Origin of the sequence: Streptomyces lothianensis (assembly GCF_047779955.1) — a bacterium.
Taxonomy (GTDB): domain Bacteria; phylum Actinomycetota; class Actinomycetes; order Streptomycetales; family Streptomycetaceae; genus Streptomyces.
The window spans coordinates 130,703-143,950 of sequence record NZ_JBLMKT010000036.1; the positions used below are offsets into that span (position 1 = coordinate 130,703).

Below are 13,248 nucleotides of genomic sequence, written 5' to 3' on the forward strand. Positions count from 1 at the left end.
TGGCGGACGCGTCCGTTTCCGCTGCCGCTGGGCGCCCCGGTGCGCTCATCGGACTCGGCCGTCCGGCGCGTGTCCGGCTCCGCAGGCGGGGTGTCCTTTGTTGCTTCTGCTTCTGCTGCTTCTGTTGCTTCAGTCACTGATCGGGTCCCTGGACTCTGAACGGCTGCTCGGTGGCTGGGGGTGCGTGCGGGGGCGGCGGAGGCAGTCGTACGACGACACGGAGCCCGCCCTCGGGGCGTGCGCCGATCGTGAGCGATCCCTCGTGCGCCTCGGTGATCCGCTGCACGATGGCCAGCCCCAGGCCGACTCCCGCCTGATCGTCGTGGATGCGTTCCGTGCCGCGCCGGAAGGGCTCGGCGAAGCTCGCGACCTGCTCCGGCGAGAGCCGCGCGCCCGTGTTCTCGACGGTGAGACTCGCCTGACCGGGGCCGGCGGCCGCGGTCACCCACACCTGGCCGTTCTCGGGCAGGTTGTGCACGATCGCGTTGTGCACGAGGTTCGTCGTCACCTGAAGCAGCAGCGCGTGCGATCCGAAGGCCGGGGCGATCCCGCCCGCGACCGTCAGGCCGATCCCGCGCTTCTCGGCGAGCGGCAGCAGCGTCTCGGTGGCCTCCTCCGCGAGCAGCGACAGGTCGACCGGTTCGCGGGTGAAGGTGCCCTGGTCGGCGCGGCTCAGGACGAGCAGGGCCTCGGTGAGGTCGATGGCCCGGGTATTGATGGCGCGCAGCCGCGCGTACACCTCGGCGGGATCCTGCGACCGGTCGCTGAGCGCCACGTCGAGCACGGTCTGTGTGGTGGCGAGCGGGGTGCGCAGTTCGTGCGAGGCGTTCGCGGCGAACCTGCGCTGCTCGGCGACGTGCGCTTCGAGCCGCGCGAGCATCCCGTCGAAGGCGTCGGCGAGTTCGCGGAACTCGTCCCTGCGGCCCGGCAGCCGGATGCGGTGGGTGAGCGATCCGTGCGCGGCCAGCCGGGTGGCATCGGTGATACGGGTCAGGGGGGCGAGCATCCGGCCCGCGAGGATCCATCCCCCGACGAGGCCGAAGACCAGAAGGAAGACCAGTACCGTCGCGGCCAAGGGGGCGAAACCGCGTACGAAATCGGTGCCCGGGGTCTGTCTCCAGGACCCTTCCGCGTTGGTCTGCAGCCACCCCTGCTGCAGCATGAACCACCCGATGGCGGCGAGCAGCAGGGAGCCGGCGAGCAGTACGAACCCGGCGTAGCTGAGGGTGAGCTTGAGCCGGGCGCTCGGCCCGGGCCGCCTATCCATGCCGGCCGCCGTCCTCCGGGGCTTGGATGCGGCGGCCGTTCTCCGGGGCTTGGATGCGGCGGCCGTCCTCCTCCGGGGCCTCGATGCGGTAGCCGAGGCCGGGCACGGTGGCGATCACCCACGGCTCGCCGAGCCGTTTGCGCAGGGCGGACACGGTGATCCGTACGGCATTGGTGAACGGGTCGGCGTTCTCGTCCCAGGCCCGTTCCAGCAGCTCCTCGGCGCTGACCACACCGCCCTCCGCGGCCACCAGCACCTCAAGGACGGCGAACTGCTTCCGCGTCAGCGCGACGAACCGACCCTCGCGGAACACCTCACGCCGGAACGGATCCAGCCGCACCCCGGCGATCTCCCACACCGGCGGCCTGCTGTACGCCCGCCGCCGGTCCAGCGCCCGCAGCCGCAGCACGAGCTCCTGCAGCTCGAACGGTTTCGTCAGGTAGTCATCGGCCCCGAGCTCGAAACCGCTCGCCTTGTCGTCCAGACGGTCCGCGGCCGTCAGCATCAGGATCGGCATCCCGCTGCCGGAGGCGACGATGCTCCGGGCGACCTCGTCGCCGCTGGGGCCGGGGATGTCCCGGTCCAGTACGGCGATGTCGTACGCGTTGACGGCAAGCAGCTCAAGCGCCGTATCACCGTCGCCGGCGATGTCCGCGGCGATGGCCTCCAGGCGCAGTCCGTCGCGGATGGCCTCTGCCAGGAAGGGCTCGTCCTCGACGATCAGCACTCGCATGCTCCGAGGCTACGAGCCGGGACATATCGTCAGCATATTGAAAACGGGATACGCGGCGGCAACACGCTGCGGCCTTGGCTGCGGGTATGAACCTCACCAGTTTCACGACTCGCGGGGGCCGCGAGGCCTGCCGTGCCCGTACGCGTATGGCCGCTCTGGTGCTCGCCGGGGCGGCCCTCACCGCAGTCGGGGGGACCGGCTGCCAGTCGGCCGATCCCTCCTCCTCGGCCGATCCCTCCGCTTCGGCCGGGCAGCCTCCCGGGGCCGAAGACACGCCACCCGAGTCCTTGCCTTCGCCCTCGACCTCGCGCTCCTCCTCGCCGTCCTCCTCGCCCTCGCCGTCGGACGGCACCGCCCGGCCGCGCCCGGACCACCGACCCCTGGGACAGGCCGACGGAGCGGTCCCCTCCGGCACCCGCGTCTTCGACGACCTCCCCGCCGTCTCGAACCTGGAACCGGCCCTCCGCACGGCCCTGCGCCGCGCGGCGACGGACGCCGCGAAGGCGGGCGTCACCTTCACCGTCAACAGCGGCTGGCGCTCGGCGGCGTACCAGGAGGAACTCTTCAGGAAGGCGATAGCCGAACACGGCTCGAAGGAGGAGGCCGCACGCTGGGTGGCCACGCCCGCCACCTCCCAGCACGTCTCCGGCAAAGCCGTCGACCTGGGCACCTTCCGCGCCACGACCTGGCTCTCCGGCCACGGCGCCGCGTACGGCCTCTGCCAGATCTACCGCAACGAGCCCTGGCACTACGAACTCCGCCCGGCCGCGACGTCGCACGGCTGCCCGCCGATGTACGCGGACCCCACCGACGACCCGCGGATGGGGCAGTGACCGTCCGCGGCCCGGGACAATTGGCCCACAGATCTGGCACGCCAGTGGCCCTGCCGCGTACGTCATCGGCGGCTAGGTTCGAGGCTCTCGCCTTCCTTGCCGCTCGGTGGTCGCCCCCGCCGGGCGAAGACGAACAGGAGCCATCCATGGCCGACCCCTCGCCCCGCGGTGATACGGAAGCCCGTACGGCAACCGGCGCGGAAGCCCGTACGGCAACCGGCGCGGAAGCCCGTACGGCAACCGGCGCGGACGCCCGTACGGCTGCTGGTCCGGAAACCGGTGCGGCAAAGCGCCAGGCGCGCAACTCCGCCGCCTTCTGGGCTGTCGTCGGCCGGCACCGTGGCCACGAGGTGATCCACCGCCGCGGCTTCCTCGCGGTGCTCGGCGACGAGCGCGCCGGAGCACGCTTCCTGCTGCAGGAACCGGACCTCGCGGCGGAGGAGACGGCCGAGCTGACGGAGCTGGCCCGCCGCTCGGTCGGCCCGGTGGACGTCGAGGACCCGTTCACCTCGACCGACCTCACCCACCTGGGCATGCGGCACTGGCAGATGCCCGTCATGCTGCGCCCGCCGGGCCCGGTCCCCGAGCCGGCGCTCGAGGTGACGCCCGTACGCAGCGCACCGGACCTGCAGGCCGCCGAGCGCATGGTGATCGCCGGCTTCGGCCTCAAGCGCTTCGAGCCCTACCGGCCCGGCGAGAAGTTCCCGCCGACGCTCCTGGAGGAGCCGGGCGTGGCCCTGTTCCTCGCCCGCCTCGACGGCGAACCGGCCGGCGCCTGCGTGACCGTCACCGACAACGGGGCCGCCAGTCACTACTGGGTCGGCACACCCCCGGAGCACCGCTCCCACGGCATCGGCCGCGCCGTCATGCTCGCTTCCCTGGCCCCCGTGTCGGCCCTCCCGGTCACCCTCACCGCCTCCCGCCTCGGCCGCCCGCTGTACGAGTCGATCGGCTTCACGGCCGAGGCCATGGCGACGTGGTGGTCCTCGCAGTGACGCCCCGGAACCGCGGTCGCGATGACGGCTCCTGCCGCCCGTCGTCACCGTCCACCGGGGGCGGTGCGGGTGGCCATGTGCGCCTGGCGCACCCGTCCGTCGGGAGTGAACCGGCCGAAGAAGCAGACCTCGGTGGCGAGGGCCTTTGCCGGCCGTGGCCGAACGGATCACCGACGAGGCCGTCGCCGCGATGGACGCAGCAGCAGCCGAGGGTGGGGCCGCAGCCGAAGGTGGGGCCAGGGCTGGGGCCGACTCCACCGCCGGATCCACCGGGGACGCACTGCTTCGCATGCTCGACGCCGGGGCCGGCGTGACGGACCGCTACCCCGTACTGCTTCCCGTCGACTGGCCCGTCGCGGCGACGATCCCGCTCGGGCATACGGCGAGCACGGAACAGGGCGCCGGCCGACTGCCCACGACGGCCGCACCAGAGGCCCTGCGCACCAGTCTGCTCCGCCTGCTCGGCGCTGCCCCTGCGGATCTCCAGGGGGTGTCTCCACGCCCTAGTAGCCGGTCGACCCGTCGAGCAGCTCGCGCAGGATGTCCAGATGCCCGTTGTGGCGGGCCGTCTCCTCGACGAGGTGGTGGAGGATCCAGCGCAGGTCGACGTGGAGACCGTTGCGGATGGGCCGCTGGGCCTTCGTGTCCAGGCTGTGCCCGGCGGCCAGTTCGCGGTACCGGGCGCTCTGCTCCGCGTACTCGTCGAGCAGCTGCGTGAGCGGGAAGTCGACGGCGATCCGCATCTCGCGGTCGGGGTCCTCGTCGGTCCAGGGCCCCTGGTCCTCCTCGCCGAGGAAGATCACCTGGAACCAGTGGTACTCGACCCAGCGGAGGTGGTTGATCACCCCGCTCATGGTCATCAGCGGCGATCCCGGCAGCAGCGCCTTGCGCGCGTTCTCCTCGGAGACGCCCTCGCACTTGTGGCGCGCGGTGTCACGCGCGTAGTCGAGGAAGGTGGTCAGCTGCGTGCGCTCGTCCCAGGCGGACGGGGTATCGCCGATTCGTGTCATCGCGCGAGCGTCCCTGATCAGGGCGCCTGTTGTCGAGGCGTTTATTCCCCGCCCCACCCCCCTCGCCCCCACCCCTCTCGCCCCGTCCCCCTCATCCCGTCCCCCTCATCCCGTCCCCCTCATCCCGTCCCCCTCACCTCTTCACGCCGCCACTGCCCCGGCTTCCTGGAGCGCGCTCCGGTAGGCCCCCAGCCGTGCCGTCCGTCCGACGGTCAGGGCGCCGACGAGGCGGCCCGCCCGGTGGTAGCTGACCTCCAAGCGGCGGCCCGGCAGGTCGTGTTCGAGGATCCGTGCCTCGTCCGCGGCGGCGGGCAGGCCTACGGAGCGGATCCTGGCCCCGTACAGGTCGGACCAGAACGACGGCACCCCGGCGAAGACTTCGGGTGTCCGAGGGGCCAGCAGGTTCGCGGCGGCGGCCGCGGCCTGCTCGACCGCGTTGGTCCAGTGGCCCAGCGCCAGCCGCTCCCCGTCCGCCAGCCGTTGCGGTACGCGGGCGATATCGCCGGCCGCGACCACGTTCGGCACGACCGAGCCGTCCGCCCTGAGCACCCGCAGATACGGATCGCAGTGCACCCCGCCCTCCAGGGCCAGCCCGGAACCGGCCAGCCAGCCCGTCGCCGGGACCGCGCCGAGCGCGAGCACCGCGAGGCCGGAAGCGAGCGAGGATCCGTCGGAGAGCCGAACTCCGCCCAGCCGCCCGTCGGATGTGGTGTCGAAGCCGGTGACAGTGGTACCGGTGCGCAGGTCGATTCCGGCCTCCCGGTGCAGGGCGGCGATGTACGCGCCGACCCCGGCACCGATGGCCCGCCGCAGCGGCTGCGACTCGGCCTCGACGAGCGTGACGTCGAGCCCGCGGTGCCGGGCGGCCGCCGCGATCTCACCGCCGAGGAACCCGGCGCCGACGACCACCAGCCGCCGCCCCGGTTCCATGGCGGCCCGCAGGGCGAGCGCGTCGTCCCGGCCCCGGAGCGTGACCACGCCGGCGGGCGGGGCCGGGCGGCTCGCGGGCCAGCCGCGGGCGGCCGAGCCGGTGGCGATGACCAGCCCGTCGTACGGGAGTCCGGCGCCGTCCTCCAGGGTGACCGTACGGGTCTCCAGGTCCAGGCCGGTGGCGGGGCGGCCGAGCAGCCAGTCCGCCGACAGGCCTTCCGGCCGCGGCAGTTCGGTCGCCTCGGGGCGTACGTCCGAGGTCAGGACCTGCTTGGACAGCGGGGGCCGGTCGTACGGCAGGTGCGGCTCGTCGCCGACGATGCTCAGGGTGCCGGTGAACCCCCGGGCACGCAGGGCCTCCGCGGCCCGCAGCCCGGCCAGCGAGGCACCGACGACCACGACGGACCTCAGGGGCTCCGGGGCCGGGTCCGACTCCGACTCCGGCGGTCCCGCGGGTCCGCCGCCGTCGACGCAACTGACGGTGGTATCACGCGTCCTGCTCATGGCCGGTCCGGGGAGACGGTGATGGCCCGCACGGGGCACACGGCGGCGGCCTTCTCGACCTTGTCGCGCAGCGCGTCGGGCGCTTCGCCCTCGTGGACCAGGTAATCGTCGTCGTCGAAGGAGAAGACCTCGGGCGCCGCGAAGACGCACTGGCCGTGGCTTTCGCACAGGTTCATGTCCACGCTGATCTGCATGACGGGCTCCGTTGCGGTCGAGGGGGAACGGGTGTTGTGTGACTGTGCCGGTCAGCGGCGCAGCTGACTTGGCCGCACCGGTCAGCGGGGCAGCCGACTTGGCCGCGCCGGTCAGCGGGGCAGCCGACTTGGCCGCGCCGGTCAGCCGGCCGGCGGGTTGAAGCGGGAGTAGCCGGGGTCGCTCCAGCGCAACGGCGACGCCGCGGAGACCTCCCGTACGACCTCCACGGAGAACTCGACCAGCCGTTGCGCCCCCGGCACCCGAGCCACCTCCTCGGCGTCCCACACGGTCCGAGCCTTGCCGGACAGATGCAGCACCGCGCCGGTCTCCCAGTCCGGGAACAGCAGGCCCGCGGCCGGGTTGAGCAGCAGATTGCCGAGCGTCAGGAACATGGCGTTCCCGACGTAGTCCGGCCAGCGCAGCAGGGTCGGGGAGAGGACCTGTACGAAGCCGGGGTTGCCGCCGCGGTGGGAGGCGTCGGCATCGCCGCGGTCGGAGGCGGTGGCGACGAAGAACGTGTCCGCCGTGCTCACCTGCAGCTGCTGGGCGGTGCTGAGCGCGTCCGCCGACACGACCGTACGGCCCGAGGGGCCGCCGTCGTCCTGCGCGGGGCCGACCCGGCGGTAGTCGCGTTTCTGGAGGTACTTGGGGCAGTTGGAGATGACCTGGTCGAGGTCCACACGCAGCGCGCCGCCCGCGCGACGGGCGCGGCCGTTCATACGCATACGGCGCCGGGTGGCCGGCTCGATGGCGATCATCCCCAGCCGAGCGGGGGCGTCCGGGCCCGCCGCGTCCAGGACGGCGGCGAGCGGATCCTGCGGGACGGGGAGCGCGTCCACGACGAGGGTGCGCGGATCGGGCACGCTCAGGAAGCCGGGCTCCCCGGTCAGCTGGGTGGCCCAGACCCGCCCCTCGGCGTCGGCGCCACCCAGCACGATCAACGGCTGCTCGGCCAGGAAGTCCCGCGCGACGGGCGGAATGCTCTCCCCGATCCCGCCGAGCGAGAACCGCGCCTGCTCGGCAAGCCCGGCCCGCGCCTGCACCGCCACCTCACCGCTGTGATACGTGCCCACGGCTGGTCTTCCTTTCCGAACATGGGGATGAGCTGAGGGAGTTATGCGCCGGGGCCGTGGGGGCCTGGAGGGCTGGAGCCGGGGTTGGGGTCGGGCAGCGCCCCGCCGTCCGAGCCGCACCCGCACTTCGGCCCCAGCCCCAGCCCCCGGCGGTGGGGGCACCCGGAGGGGAGGGCCTAGAAGAACCCGCAGGTGGGCGCCCCGGCGGTGGGCGCCTCCGTCCCCTCCGCACCGGACGGCGCGTAGACCTCCAGCCGCGTCCCGTCGGGGTCCGAGAAGAAGATGCCGCCGGAGGCCGCACCCTCGCCGTGCGGTACGACACCGTCGTACGCGAACTCCGCCCCGAGCCCGCGCAGCACCTGCTCCGTGGCCCTGACCTCCTCGACGGTGTCCACCTGGAAGGACAGGTGGTGCAGCCCCGGCCGGTCCACGGCGAACGTGCCAGAGCTCTGCTGCCAGAGGGTCACCAGGAGCTTGCCCTCGCGGCCGAGGAAGGCGAAGCGGCGGCCGTCCTCCTTGCCCTCACCGATCACCTCGAAGTCGAAGACCTCCCGGTAGAAGGCCAGTGAGCGGTCCATGTCGGTGACGTTCAGGCCGACGTGTCCGGTCTGCAGGTTCTTCGCCTTGCTCATCGTTCAACACATGCCTTCGGTCGGGGCTGCGAGTCCGCCTCGCAACCGGTGAAACTCACTTTAAGGGTTAGGTTCCCCGATGTGCAACCACTGATCAAGCAATAACCGGTTACCGTGGAGCCGGAGGGCCGCACCGCCCACCGCGCAGCCCAGGAAGGACCCGAACCGTGCCGCCACCCCCCGAGACCGATCCCAGGCCGCTGACCGGCGAGCCCCTCGCCATCGACCTCCTGAACACCCGCTGGATCGACGGCACGGGCCGCCACGACCTCCTGGACACGGTGGAAGGCCTGGCCGTCTGGCTCGCGGGGGAGGCGGTACGCGAATCCCTGGGCGACCGCCCCGTACCCGTCGACCGGCACACGCTGGACCAGGTACTCCAGGCCCGCGCGGCCCTCGACGAGGCCGTCGCCAGCCCGGGCGAGCCGTCCGCGGCAGCGATCGAGGCCGTCAATGCCGTCCTCGCACACGGCTGCGTACGCCACGTCCTCGCCGCGGACGGCCCCGCCACCGTCATCGAGGCGGACACCCCCGGCCGACTGCCCGGCTGGGCGGCGGCCGCGGACTACCTCCGCCTCCTCGCCGACCGCCCGGACCGCATCCGCGCCTGCGGAAACCCGGACTGCATCCTGCACTTCTACGACGTCTCCAAGAACGGCACCCGCCGCTGGTGCTCCATGGCCGGCTGCGGCAACAGGGCGAAGGCGCAACGGCACTATGCGCGCCACAGGAACTGAGGGGCGGCGCAAGGGGTCGTGAGGGGTCGTGAGGCAACGCCGCAGGTGGTGACAGCCCTGGGGCAGCCAGGAAGCAGCCAGGAAGCAGACAGGCCCCGGAAACCGCATGACCTGCGGTTTCCGGGGCCCTCATCCTGGTGGGCAATCAGCGGCGAGTGATCTCCACCGTCGCCTCCGCCGAGGCCGCCGTGTGCCAGCGGTCGCCGCCGTACGACACGACGTAGCGGACTTCGCCGGGCTTGGCCGGGGCGTCGGTCGCCGTGAAGGTGCCGTCGGCCGCCACCGGTACGGAGCCCAGGGAGACGCCCTCGGGGTCTGCGGCGTCGTGCCGGGTGACCGTGACCGTGGTTCCGGGCGCGATGCCCGGGGTCAGCGTGCCGGTGAGGGTGAGCGTCGCACGCTTCCTGCTGGTCGCCGGAGCGTCGAGGGCGACAGCCGTCTGCACGGGCGTGGCGACCGACAGGGAATGGAACCGGAGCCCCAGGACCCCGCTCTCCCTCGTCACACTGAAGAGCCGGCTCCCGTCCGGCGCCCAGGCCAGGCCCCGGACCGCCGCCGACTGCGTGGCGTCGCCCACCTCGTCCGAGGTCAGCGGGGCCGGGGCGCCCGGGGCGTAGACGGACACGTCCGGTACGTCGGCGCTCGTGTTCTGCGTGGCCCCCGCCACCGTGCCGTCGGGTCCGGCGGCGACGGCCACGGGCGAGGCCGGGTCCGGAGCGGCGTGCGTCGCCATGTCCGACAGGTCGTCGAGGTTGAAGGCCCGGTACCCCGGCGAGATGACGGCGGCGGTCAGGATCGAACGGCCGTCCGCTGTCACGGCGATGTCCCGCAGGCCGTTCATCTCGGTCCCGGACAGCACCCGACGGTTGGCCATCACGGGCGAGCCGCTGCTCACGTCGTACACCGTGAGGGTGTTGCGGTTGGGGCTGCCGGTGCCGACCACCAGCACGTTCGGGTCGGCGGGGGAGGAGACGAGCTCCGCCCCGAAGTCCAGCGAACTGTCCAGCCCCAGCGCGATGGCCGGTTCGGCGGCGCCGATGTCGATCGATCCGAGGTCACCGCTGACGCCGTAGCCGAACCACAGCTTCCCGCCCGCGACCGCAACGCTCCACGGTGCGATGCCGTCCCCCACGTGGTACCGCGCGGTCTCCGCCAGCGTCGCGGTGTCGTAGGCCACGATCGTGTCGATGTCCCGCGCGGCCACGTACAAGGTCTGCTCGTCGGGCGAGAGCGCCAGGCCGCCGGCCCCCGGGAGGCCGCTCAGCCACGTGCTGTTTCCGTCGTAGTCCGACACCACGACCCGTCCGTCGACGCCGGCCGGCATGCTGAGGAAGATCTTGCGATGACTCCCGTCGACCTCCATGTCGGCGAGCTGGTACATCGGCAACGACACACCGGTCGCCGCGTAGGCCGGGGTCGTTCCCGGTATGACCAGCAATGCGGAACCGAGCGCCGTGGCGAACACGGCACTCAGCATGCGTCTCGATCCACGCATGGTGGAAACCCCCTCTGTGTCCTGTGAGTTCACACCGGCAGCCCCCCTCGACCGACCGGCGGAGACGACGTCCGACGCCGTCGTCGATCATTCTGCGCCGAGACATGTGGATCATGTGCCCTTCTTGCCAAGAAAAGGCACCAGTCTGCGCAGGCGCCCCGCCCCACCAGCGCGGACGGGAGATGGTGCTGGGCGCGCTCAACCCGGCGTCGCTTCGACGGTGCGGCGGAGCGACCCCTGCTTCGGGCTGCTAGGGCAGGTCGTGGCGGACCAACGCCTGAGCGAACGGTTCTCCGGTGGCCCGGGCGTAGGCCATCCGTTCACGCACCTCACTGAGGGTGCGTGGGCGGTAGCCGGGGCCTCCGCAGCAGCTCTTGTGGAAGCGCACACCGGCGTGCAGCAGCACGGAGAGGGTGCGCCAGGCGGCGGTGTCCCGCCTCTTGGGTGCCGCGAAGGCGGAGCCGACATGGATCAGTGGTCCGGCGCAGCGTGGACAGACCCGGGCGTGGTCGTGGTACCCGGGGTAGGGCTGCTTGTACGAGGCCCGGCAGGGCAGGCAGACGTACGAGGTCTTTCCATGGGCCATGCGGGAAGGGTAGGGCCACCACAAGGTCGGGCTCGACAGATTTCCGGCCTGCTGCGCAGGCCCCCTCCAGTAAGGGCGAGGCGGCGACAGCCGACCGTACTCCGCCCGCAGCCGCGCGTGTGCCATAGGCGTGCCGCGAGGACGAAGGCCCTTCCCTCGGTCGGGTGGAAGGGCCTCTGACCTGCCTTGTTCTCTGTGCCCCCGGCAGGATTCGAACCTGCGACACCCGCTTTGGGAGTGGGAACGAATCTCTGACGGGTGGTGCTTGGCTGTGCCGCGTGGTGCTCTTCTGCCTGGTCAGCGCCGCGCGGCATGACCGGCCATCCGGCTCAAGACGGCTCCTGCTACCCCGTCCGCTCACGCGCCGCCCACGCATTCGGCGGCCGGGGGACGCCCAGCGGCGGACATGCTGTGGCGCCGAAGGCTGACTTCTCCCGTGGGTGTACCGGGGTGAGTAGCCATCCTCTCAAGGCAGCCTCTGTCACTAACGTAAATGTTACTAACTGTGATGTTAGTATCCGTGAGGGGCCTAGGTATCACCTTGGAAGGCGAAGACATGGCAGATTTCGTGGGCAGGCGGCACGAGCTCGAGACGCTGGATCGCGCGCTGGGCAAGGTGACGGCCGGGGTCGGTGGGGAGCGGCCCGGGCGGTGCGTGATGCTTCGAGGACGCCGCCGGGTGGGTAAGTCGCGGTTGGTGGAGCGGTTCGCCGAGAGGTCCGGTGCGCCGTTTCTCTTCTACGCCGCCACAGGGGCGTCGCCGGGGGCGGACCTGGAGCGGCTCAGCCTGGATGCGCAGTCATCCAGCCTTCCGCTGGCGAATCTGCTGTCCGCGGCCCGCCCGGCGAGTTGGGATGCCGCCTTCGATGTACTGGCGGCGGCGCTGCCGCACGACCGGGCGAGCGTGGTGGTCATGGACGAGGTGCCCTATTTGATGGATGCGGAGGGCGCCTTCGAAGGCATGCTTCAGCGGGCCTGGGACCGAGTGCTGGAGACGAAGCCGGTTCTGCTGGTTCTCATCGGCTCCGACCTGTCGATGATGGAGGCGCTGAACAGCTATGGACGCCCCTTCCACCAGCGCGGACGGGAGATGGTGCTGGGTCCGCTCAACCCGGCGGAGGTGGGCGAGATGCTCGGCCTCGATCCTGCCTCGGCCTTCGACGCGGCCTTGATCACGGGTGGACTGCCTCTGATCTGTGCAGAGTGGACGCACGGCGCCGGGATGTGGGAGTTCCTGCACGCGGCACTCAGTGATCCGGTCTCGGCCTTGCTGGTCTCGGCGGAGCGCTCGCTCGCTGCAGAGTTCCCCCAGCAGGTGCAAGCCCGCACTGTCCTCTCGGCGATCGGCAGCGGTGAACGAACGTTCTCCAATATCGCCCGCGCCGCCGGCGGGATCGGGGCGACCCCGCTCCAGCGGTCGCTGGGAATCCTCGCGGACAAGCGGGTGATCGCGGCGGAGCTTCCCGTGTCCACGCGGCCTTCGAAGGATCGTCGCTACCGGGTCGCGGATCCCTACCTCCGCTTCTGGCTGAAGCTCCTGGGTCCGGCGATGGAGGAGATCGAGCGGGGACGGGGTGACCTGACGCTGCGGCGCATCCGCGAAAACTGGACCAGCTGGCGTGGCAGGGCCGTTGAGCCTTTGGTGCGTGAGGCGCTGGCACGGCTGCTGCCCGACGCGAACCTCCCCGCCGCCCCCGCCATCGGCGGTTACTGGACCCGTACCAACGATGTGGAGATCGACGTCGTGGGAGCGGACCGCGCGCCAATCGCCAAGGAGTTGTTGTTCGTCGGCTCGGTGAAGTGGCTGGAGAACTCCCCATTCGACCGGCACGATCTCGCGGCGCTGCACCGACACCGCGCTGCGCTCACGCCTGCTCCCGTGCCTGTGATCGCTGTCTCGCGCAGCGGGACCGACTGCGCGGGGCTCGACGCTGCGTACGGCCCGGCGGAACTCCTCGCGGCGTGGTCCTCCTGAGCGCGCCGGGATGCATGTTGGTGTCGGGGCGTACGGCCTGTCGGCCGAACTCGGGTCGGCCGAGCCTCTCGCCCCGATACGCGATCTTGCCTTGGTAAGTCCGCCTGGACGCGACAGGGGACTGGACGCAACAGAGAAGCAGAGGTGCACCAGGGTGTCGGTCGCTTGCCTGGGCCGAGCCGCCCAGACCAGGTCCACCGCGACCTCGGCACCGTGCCGACAACCTCGACGAGGGCGTCCTTCCGCTCACGCAAACGGCCCCGGACGGGGAGTCCGAGGCCGA

General features: G+C 71.8%; 13 protein-coding genes. 4 read left to right on the top strand and 9 right to left on the bottom strand.

Translation table 11 applies throughout. The annotated features are described in order from the left end of the window. Positions 1 to 133: 133 nt before the first annotated feature. Positions 134 to 1,267, bottom strand: a complete 1,134-nt coding sequence (locus tag ACLF6P_RS12085) for a sensor histidine kinase (RefSeq protein ID WP_415950089.1) — start codon at positions 1,265 to 1,267, stop codon at positions 134 to 136. Further along, positions 1,260 to 2,000, bottom strand: coding sequence for a response regulator transcription factor (locus ACLF6P_RS12090; protein ID WP_415950090.1), 741 nt, complete (start codon positions 1,998 to 2,000; stop codon positions 1,260 to 1,262). Before ACLF6P_RS12090 ends, ACLF6P_RS12085 begins: the two co-directional genes overlap by 8 nt. Positions 2,001 to 2,086: 86 nt before the next feature. Between ACLF6P_RS12090 and ACLF6P_RS12095 the strand changes: the two genes are divergently transcribed. Both ACLF6P_RS12095 and ACLF6P_RS12100 read left to right on the top strand, forming a co-directional pair. After that, positions 2,087 to 2,833: a M15 family metallopeptidase gene (locus ACLF6P_RS12095; protein WP_415950092.1), complete on the top strand. Its 747-nt coding sequence runs from the start codon at positions 2,087 to 2,089 to the stop codon at positions 2,831 to 2,833. A gap of 146 nt (positions 2,834 to 2,979) precedes the next feature. Further along, positions 2,980 to 3,828: a GNAT family N-acetyltransferase gene (locus ACLF6P_RS12100; RefSeq protein ID WP_415950093.1), complete on the top strand. Its 849-nt coding sequence runs from the start codon at positions 2,980 to 2,982 to the stop codon at positions 3,826 to 3,828. 503 nt (positions 3,829 to 4,331) lie between these two features. On the opposite strand, the gene ACLF6P_RS12105 is transcribed toward ACLF6P_RS12100, so the two are convergent. The 5 genes from ACLF6P_RS12105 to ACLF6P_RS12125 form a co-directional block, all read right to left on the bottom strand. Then, positions 4,332 to 4,838, bottom strand: coding sequence for a DinB family protein (locus ACLF6P_RS12105; protein ID WP_415950094.1), 507 nt, complete (start codon positions 4,836 to 4,838; stop codon positions 4,332 to 4,334). 141 nt (positions 4,839 to 4,979) lie between these two features. After that, a complete protein-coding gene (locus ACLF6P_RS12110; protein WP_415950095.1) occupies positions 4,980 to 6,272 on the bottom strand; it encodes an NAD(P)/FAD-dependent oxidoreductase in 1,293 nt (430 codons plus the stop codon). Further along, the gene (locus ACLF6P_RS12115; protein ID WP_415950096.1) at positions 6,269 to 6,466 is read right to left on the bottom strand and encodes a ferredoxin; all 198 of its coding nucleotides are present in this window, start codon (positions 6,464 to 6,466) and stop codon (positions 6,269 to 6,271) included. The genes ACLF6P_RS12110 and ACLF6P_RS12115 overlap by 4 nt, the downstream gene beginning before the upstream one ends. A gap of 141 nt (positions 6,467 to 6,607) precedes the next feature. Next, the gene (locus tag ACLF6P_RS12120; protein WP_415950097.1) at positions 6,608 to 7,540 is read right to left on the bottom strand and encodes a pyridoxamine 5'-phosphate oxidase family protein; all 933 of its coding nucleotides are present in this window, start codon (positions 7,538 to 7,540) and stop codon (positions 6,608 to 6,610) included. A gap of 176 nt (positions 7,541 to 7,716) precedes the next feature. Continuing rightward, a complete protein-coding gene (locus tag ACLF6P_RS12125; protein WP_415950098.1) occupies positions 7,717 to 8,172 on the bottom strand; it encodes a VOC family protein in 456 nt (151 codons plus the stop codon). 167 nt (positions 8,173 to 8,339) lie between these two features. Between ACLF6P_RS12125 and ACLF6P_RS12130 the strand changes: the two genes are divergently transcribed. Then, positions 8,340 to 8,909 (top strand): CGNR zinc finger domain-containing protein, encoded by a 570-nt coding sequence (locus ACLF6P_RS12130; RefSeq protein WP_415950099.1) that lies wholly within the window; start codon positions 8,340 to 8,342, stop codon positions 8,907 to 8,909. 145 nt (positions 8,910 to 9,054) lie between these two features. Here the strand turns inward: ACLF6P_RS12130 and ACLF6P_RS12135 are convergent, their stop codons facing one another. Next, on the bottom strand, positions 9,055 to 10,386 hold the full coding sequence (locus ACLF6P_RS12135) for a YncE family protein (RefSeq protein ID WP_415950100.1): 1,332 nt from the start codon (positions 10,384 to 10,386) through the stop codon (positions 9,055 to 9,057). 268 nt (positions 10,387 to 10,654) lie between these two features. Next, positions 10,655 to 10,990, bottom strand: a complete 336-nt coding sequence (locus ACLF6P_RS12140; RefSeq protein WP_415950101.1) for a deoxyxylulose-5-phosphate synthase — start codon at positions 10,988 to 10,990, stop codon at positions 10,655 to 10,657. 556 nt (positions 10,991 to 11,546) lie between these two features. Here ACLF6P_RS12140 and ACLF6P_RS12145 point away from each other — a divergent pair. Then, entirely contained in the window at positions 11,547 to 12,965 is a 1,419-nt protein-coding gene (locus tag ACLF6P_RS12145) for an ATP-binding protein (protein WP_415950102.1), read from the top strand. Positions 12,966 to 13,248 lie beyond the last annotated feature (283 nt).

Excerpts from the sequence above, each read along its gene's own strand:
- ACLF6P_RS12085 (WP_415950089.1), bottom strand. The coding sequence starts at position 1,267 with ATGGATAGGCGGCCCGGGCCGAGCGCCCGGCTCAAGCTCACCCTCAGC.
- ACLF6P_RS12090 (WP_415950090.1), bottom strand. The coding sequence starts at position 2,000 with ATGCGAGTGCTGATCGTCGAGGACGAGCCCTTCCTGGCAGAGGCCATC.
- ACLF6P_RS12095 (WP_415950092.1), top strand. The coding sequence starts at position 2,087 with ATGAACCTCACCAGTTTCACGACTCGCGGGGGCCGCGAGGCCTGCCGT.
- ACLF6P_RS12100 (WP_415950093.1), top strand. The coding sequence starts at position 2,980 with ATGGCCGACCCCTCGCCCCGCGGTGATACGGAAGCCCGTACGGCAACC.
- ACLF6P_RS12105 (WP_415950094.1), bottom strand. The coding sequence starts at position 4,838 with ATGACACGAATCGGCGATACCCCGTCCGCCTGGGACGAGCGCACGCAG.
- ACLF6P_RS12110 (WP_415950095.1), bottom strand. The coding sequence starts at position 6,272 with ATGAGCAGGACGCGTGATACCACCGTCAGTTGCGTCGACGGCGGCGGA.
- ACLF6P_RS12115 (WP_415950096.1), bottom strand. The coding sequence starts at position 6,466 with ATGCAGATCAGCGTGGACATGAACCTGTGCGAAAGCCACGGCCAGTGC.
- ACLF6P_RS12125 (WP_415950098.1), bottom strand. The coding sequence starts at position 8,172 with ATGAGCAAGGCGAAGAACCTGCAGACCGGACACGTCGGCCTGAACGTC.
- ACLF6P_RS12135 (WP_415950100.1), bottom strand. The coding sequence starts at position 10,386 with ATGCTGAGTGCCGTGTTCGCCACGGCGCTCGGTTCCGCATTGCTGGTC.
- ACLF6P_RS12140 (WP_415950101.1), bottom strand. The coding sequence starts at position 10,990 with ATGGCCCATGGAAAGACCTCGTACGTCTGCCTGCCCTGCCGGGCCTCG.
- ACLF6P_RS12145 (WP_415950102.1), top strand. The coding sequence starts at position 11,547 with ATGGCAGATTTCGTGGGCAGGCGGCACGAGCTCGAGACGCTGGATCGC.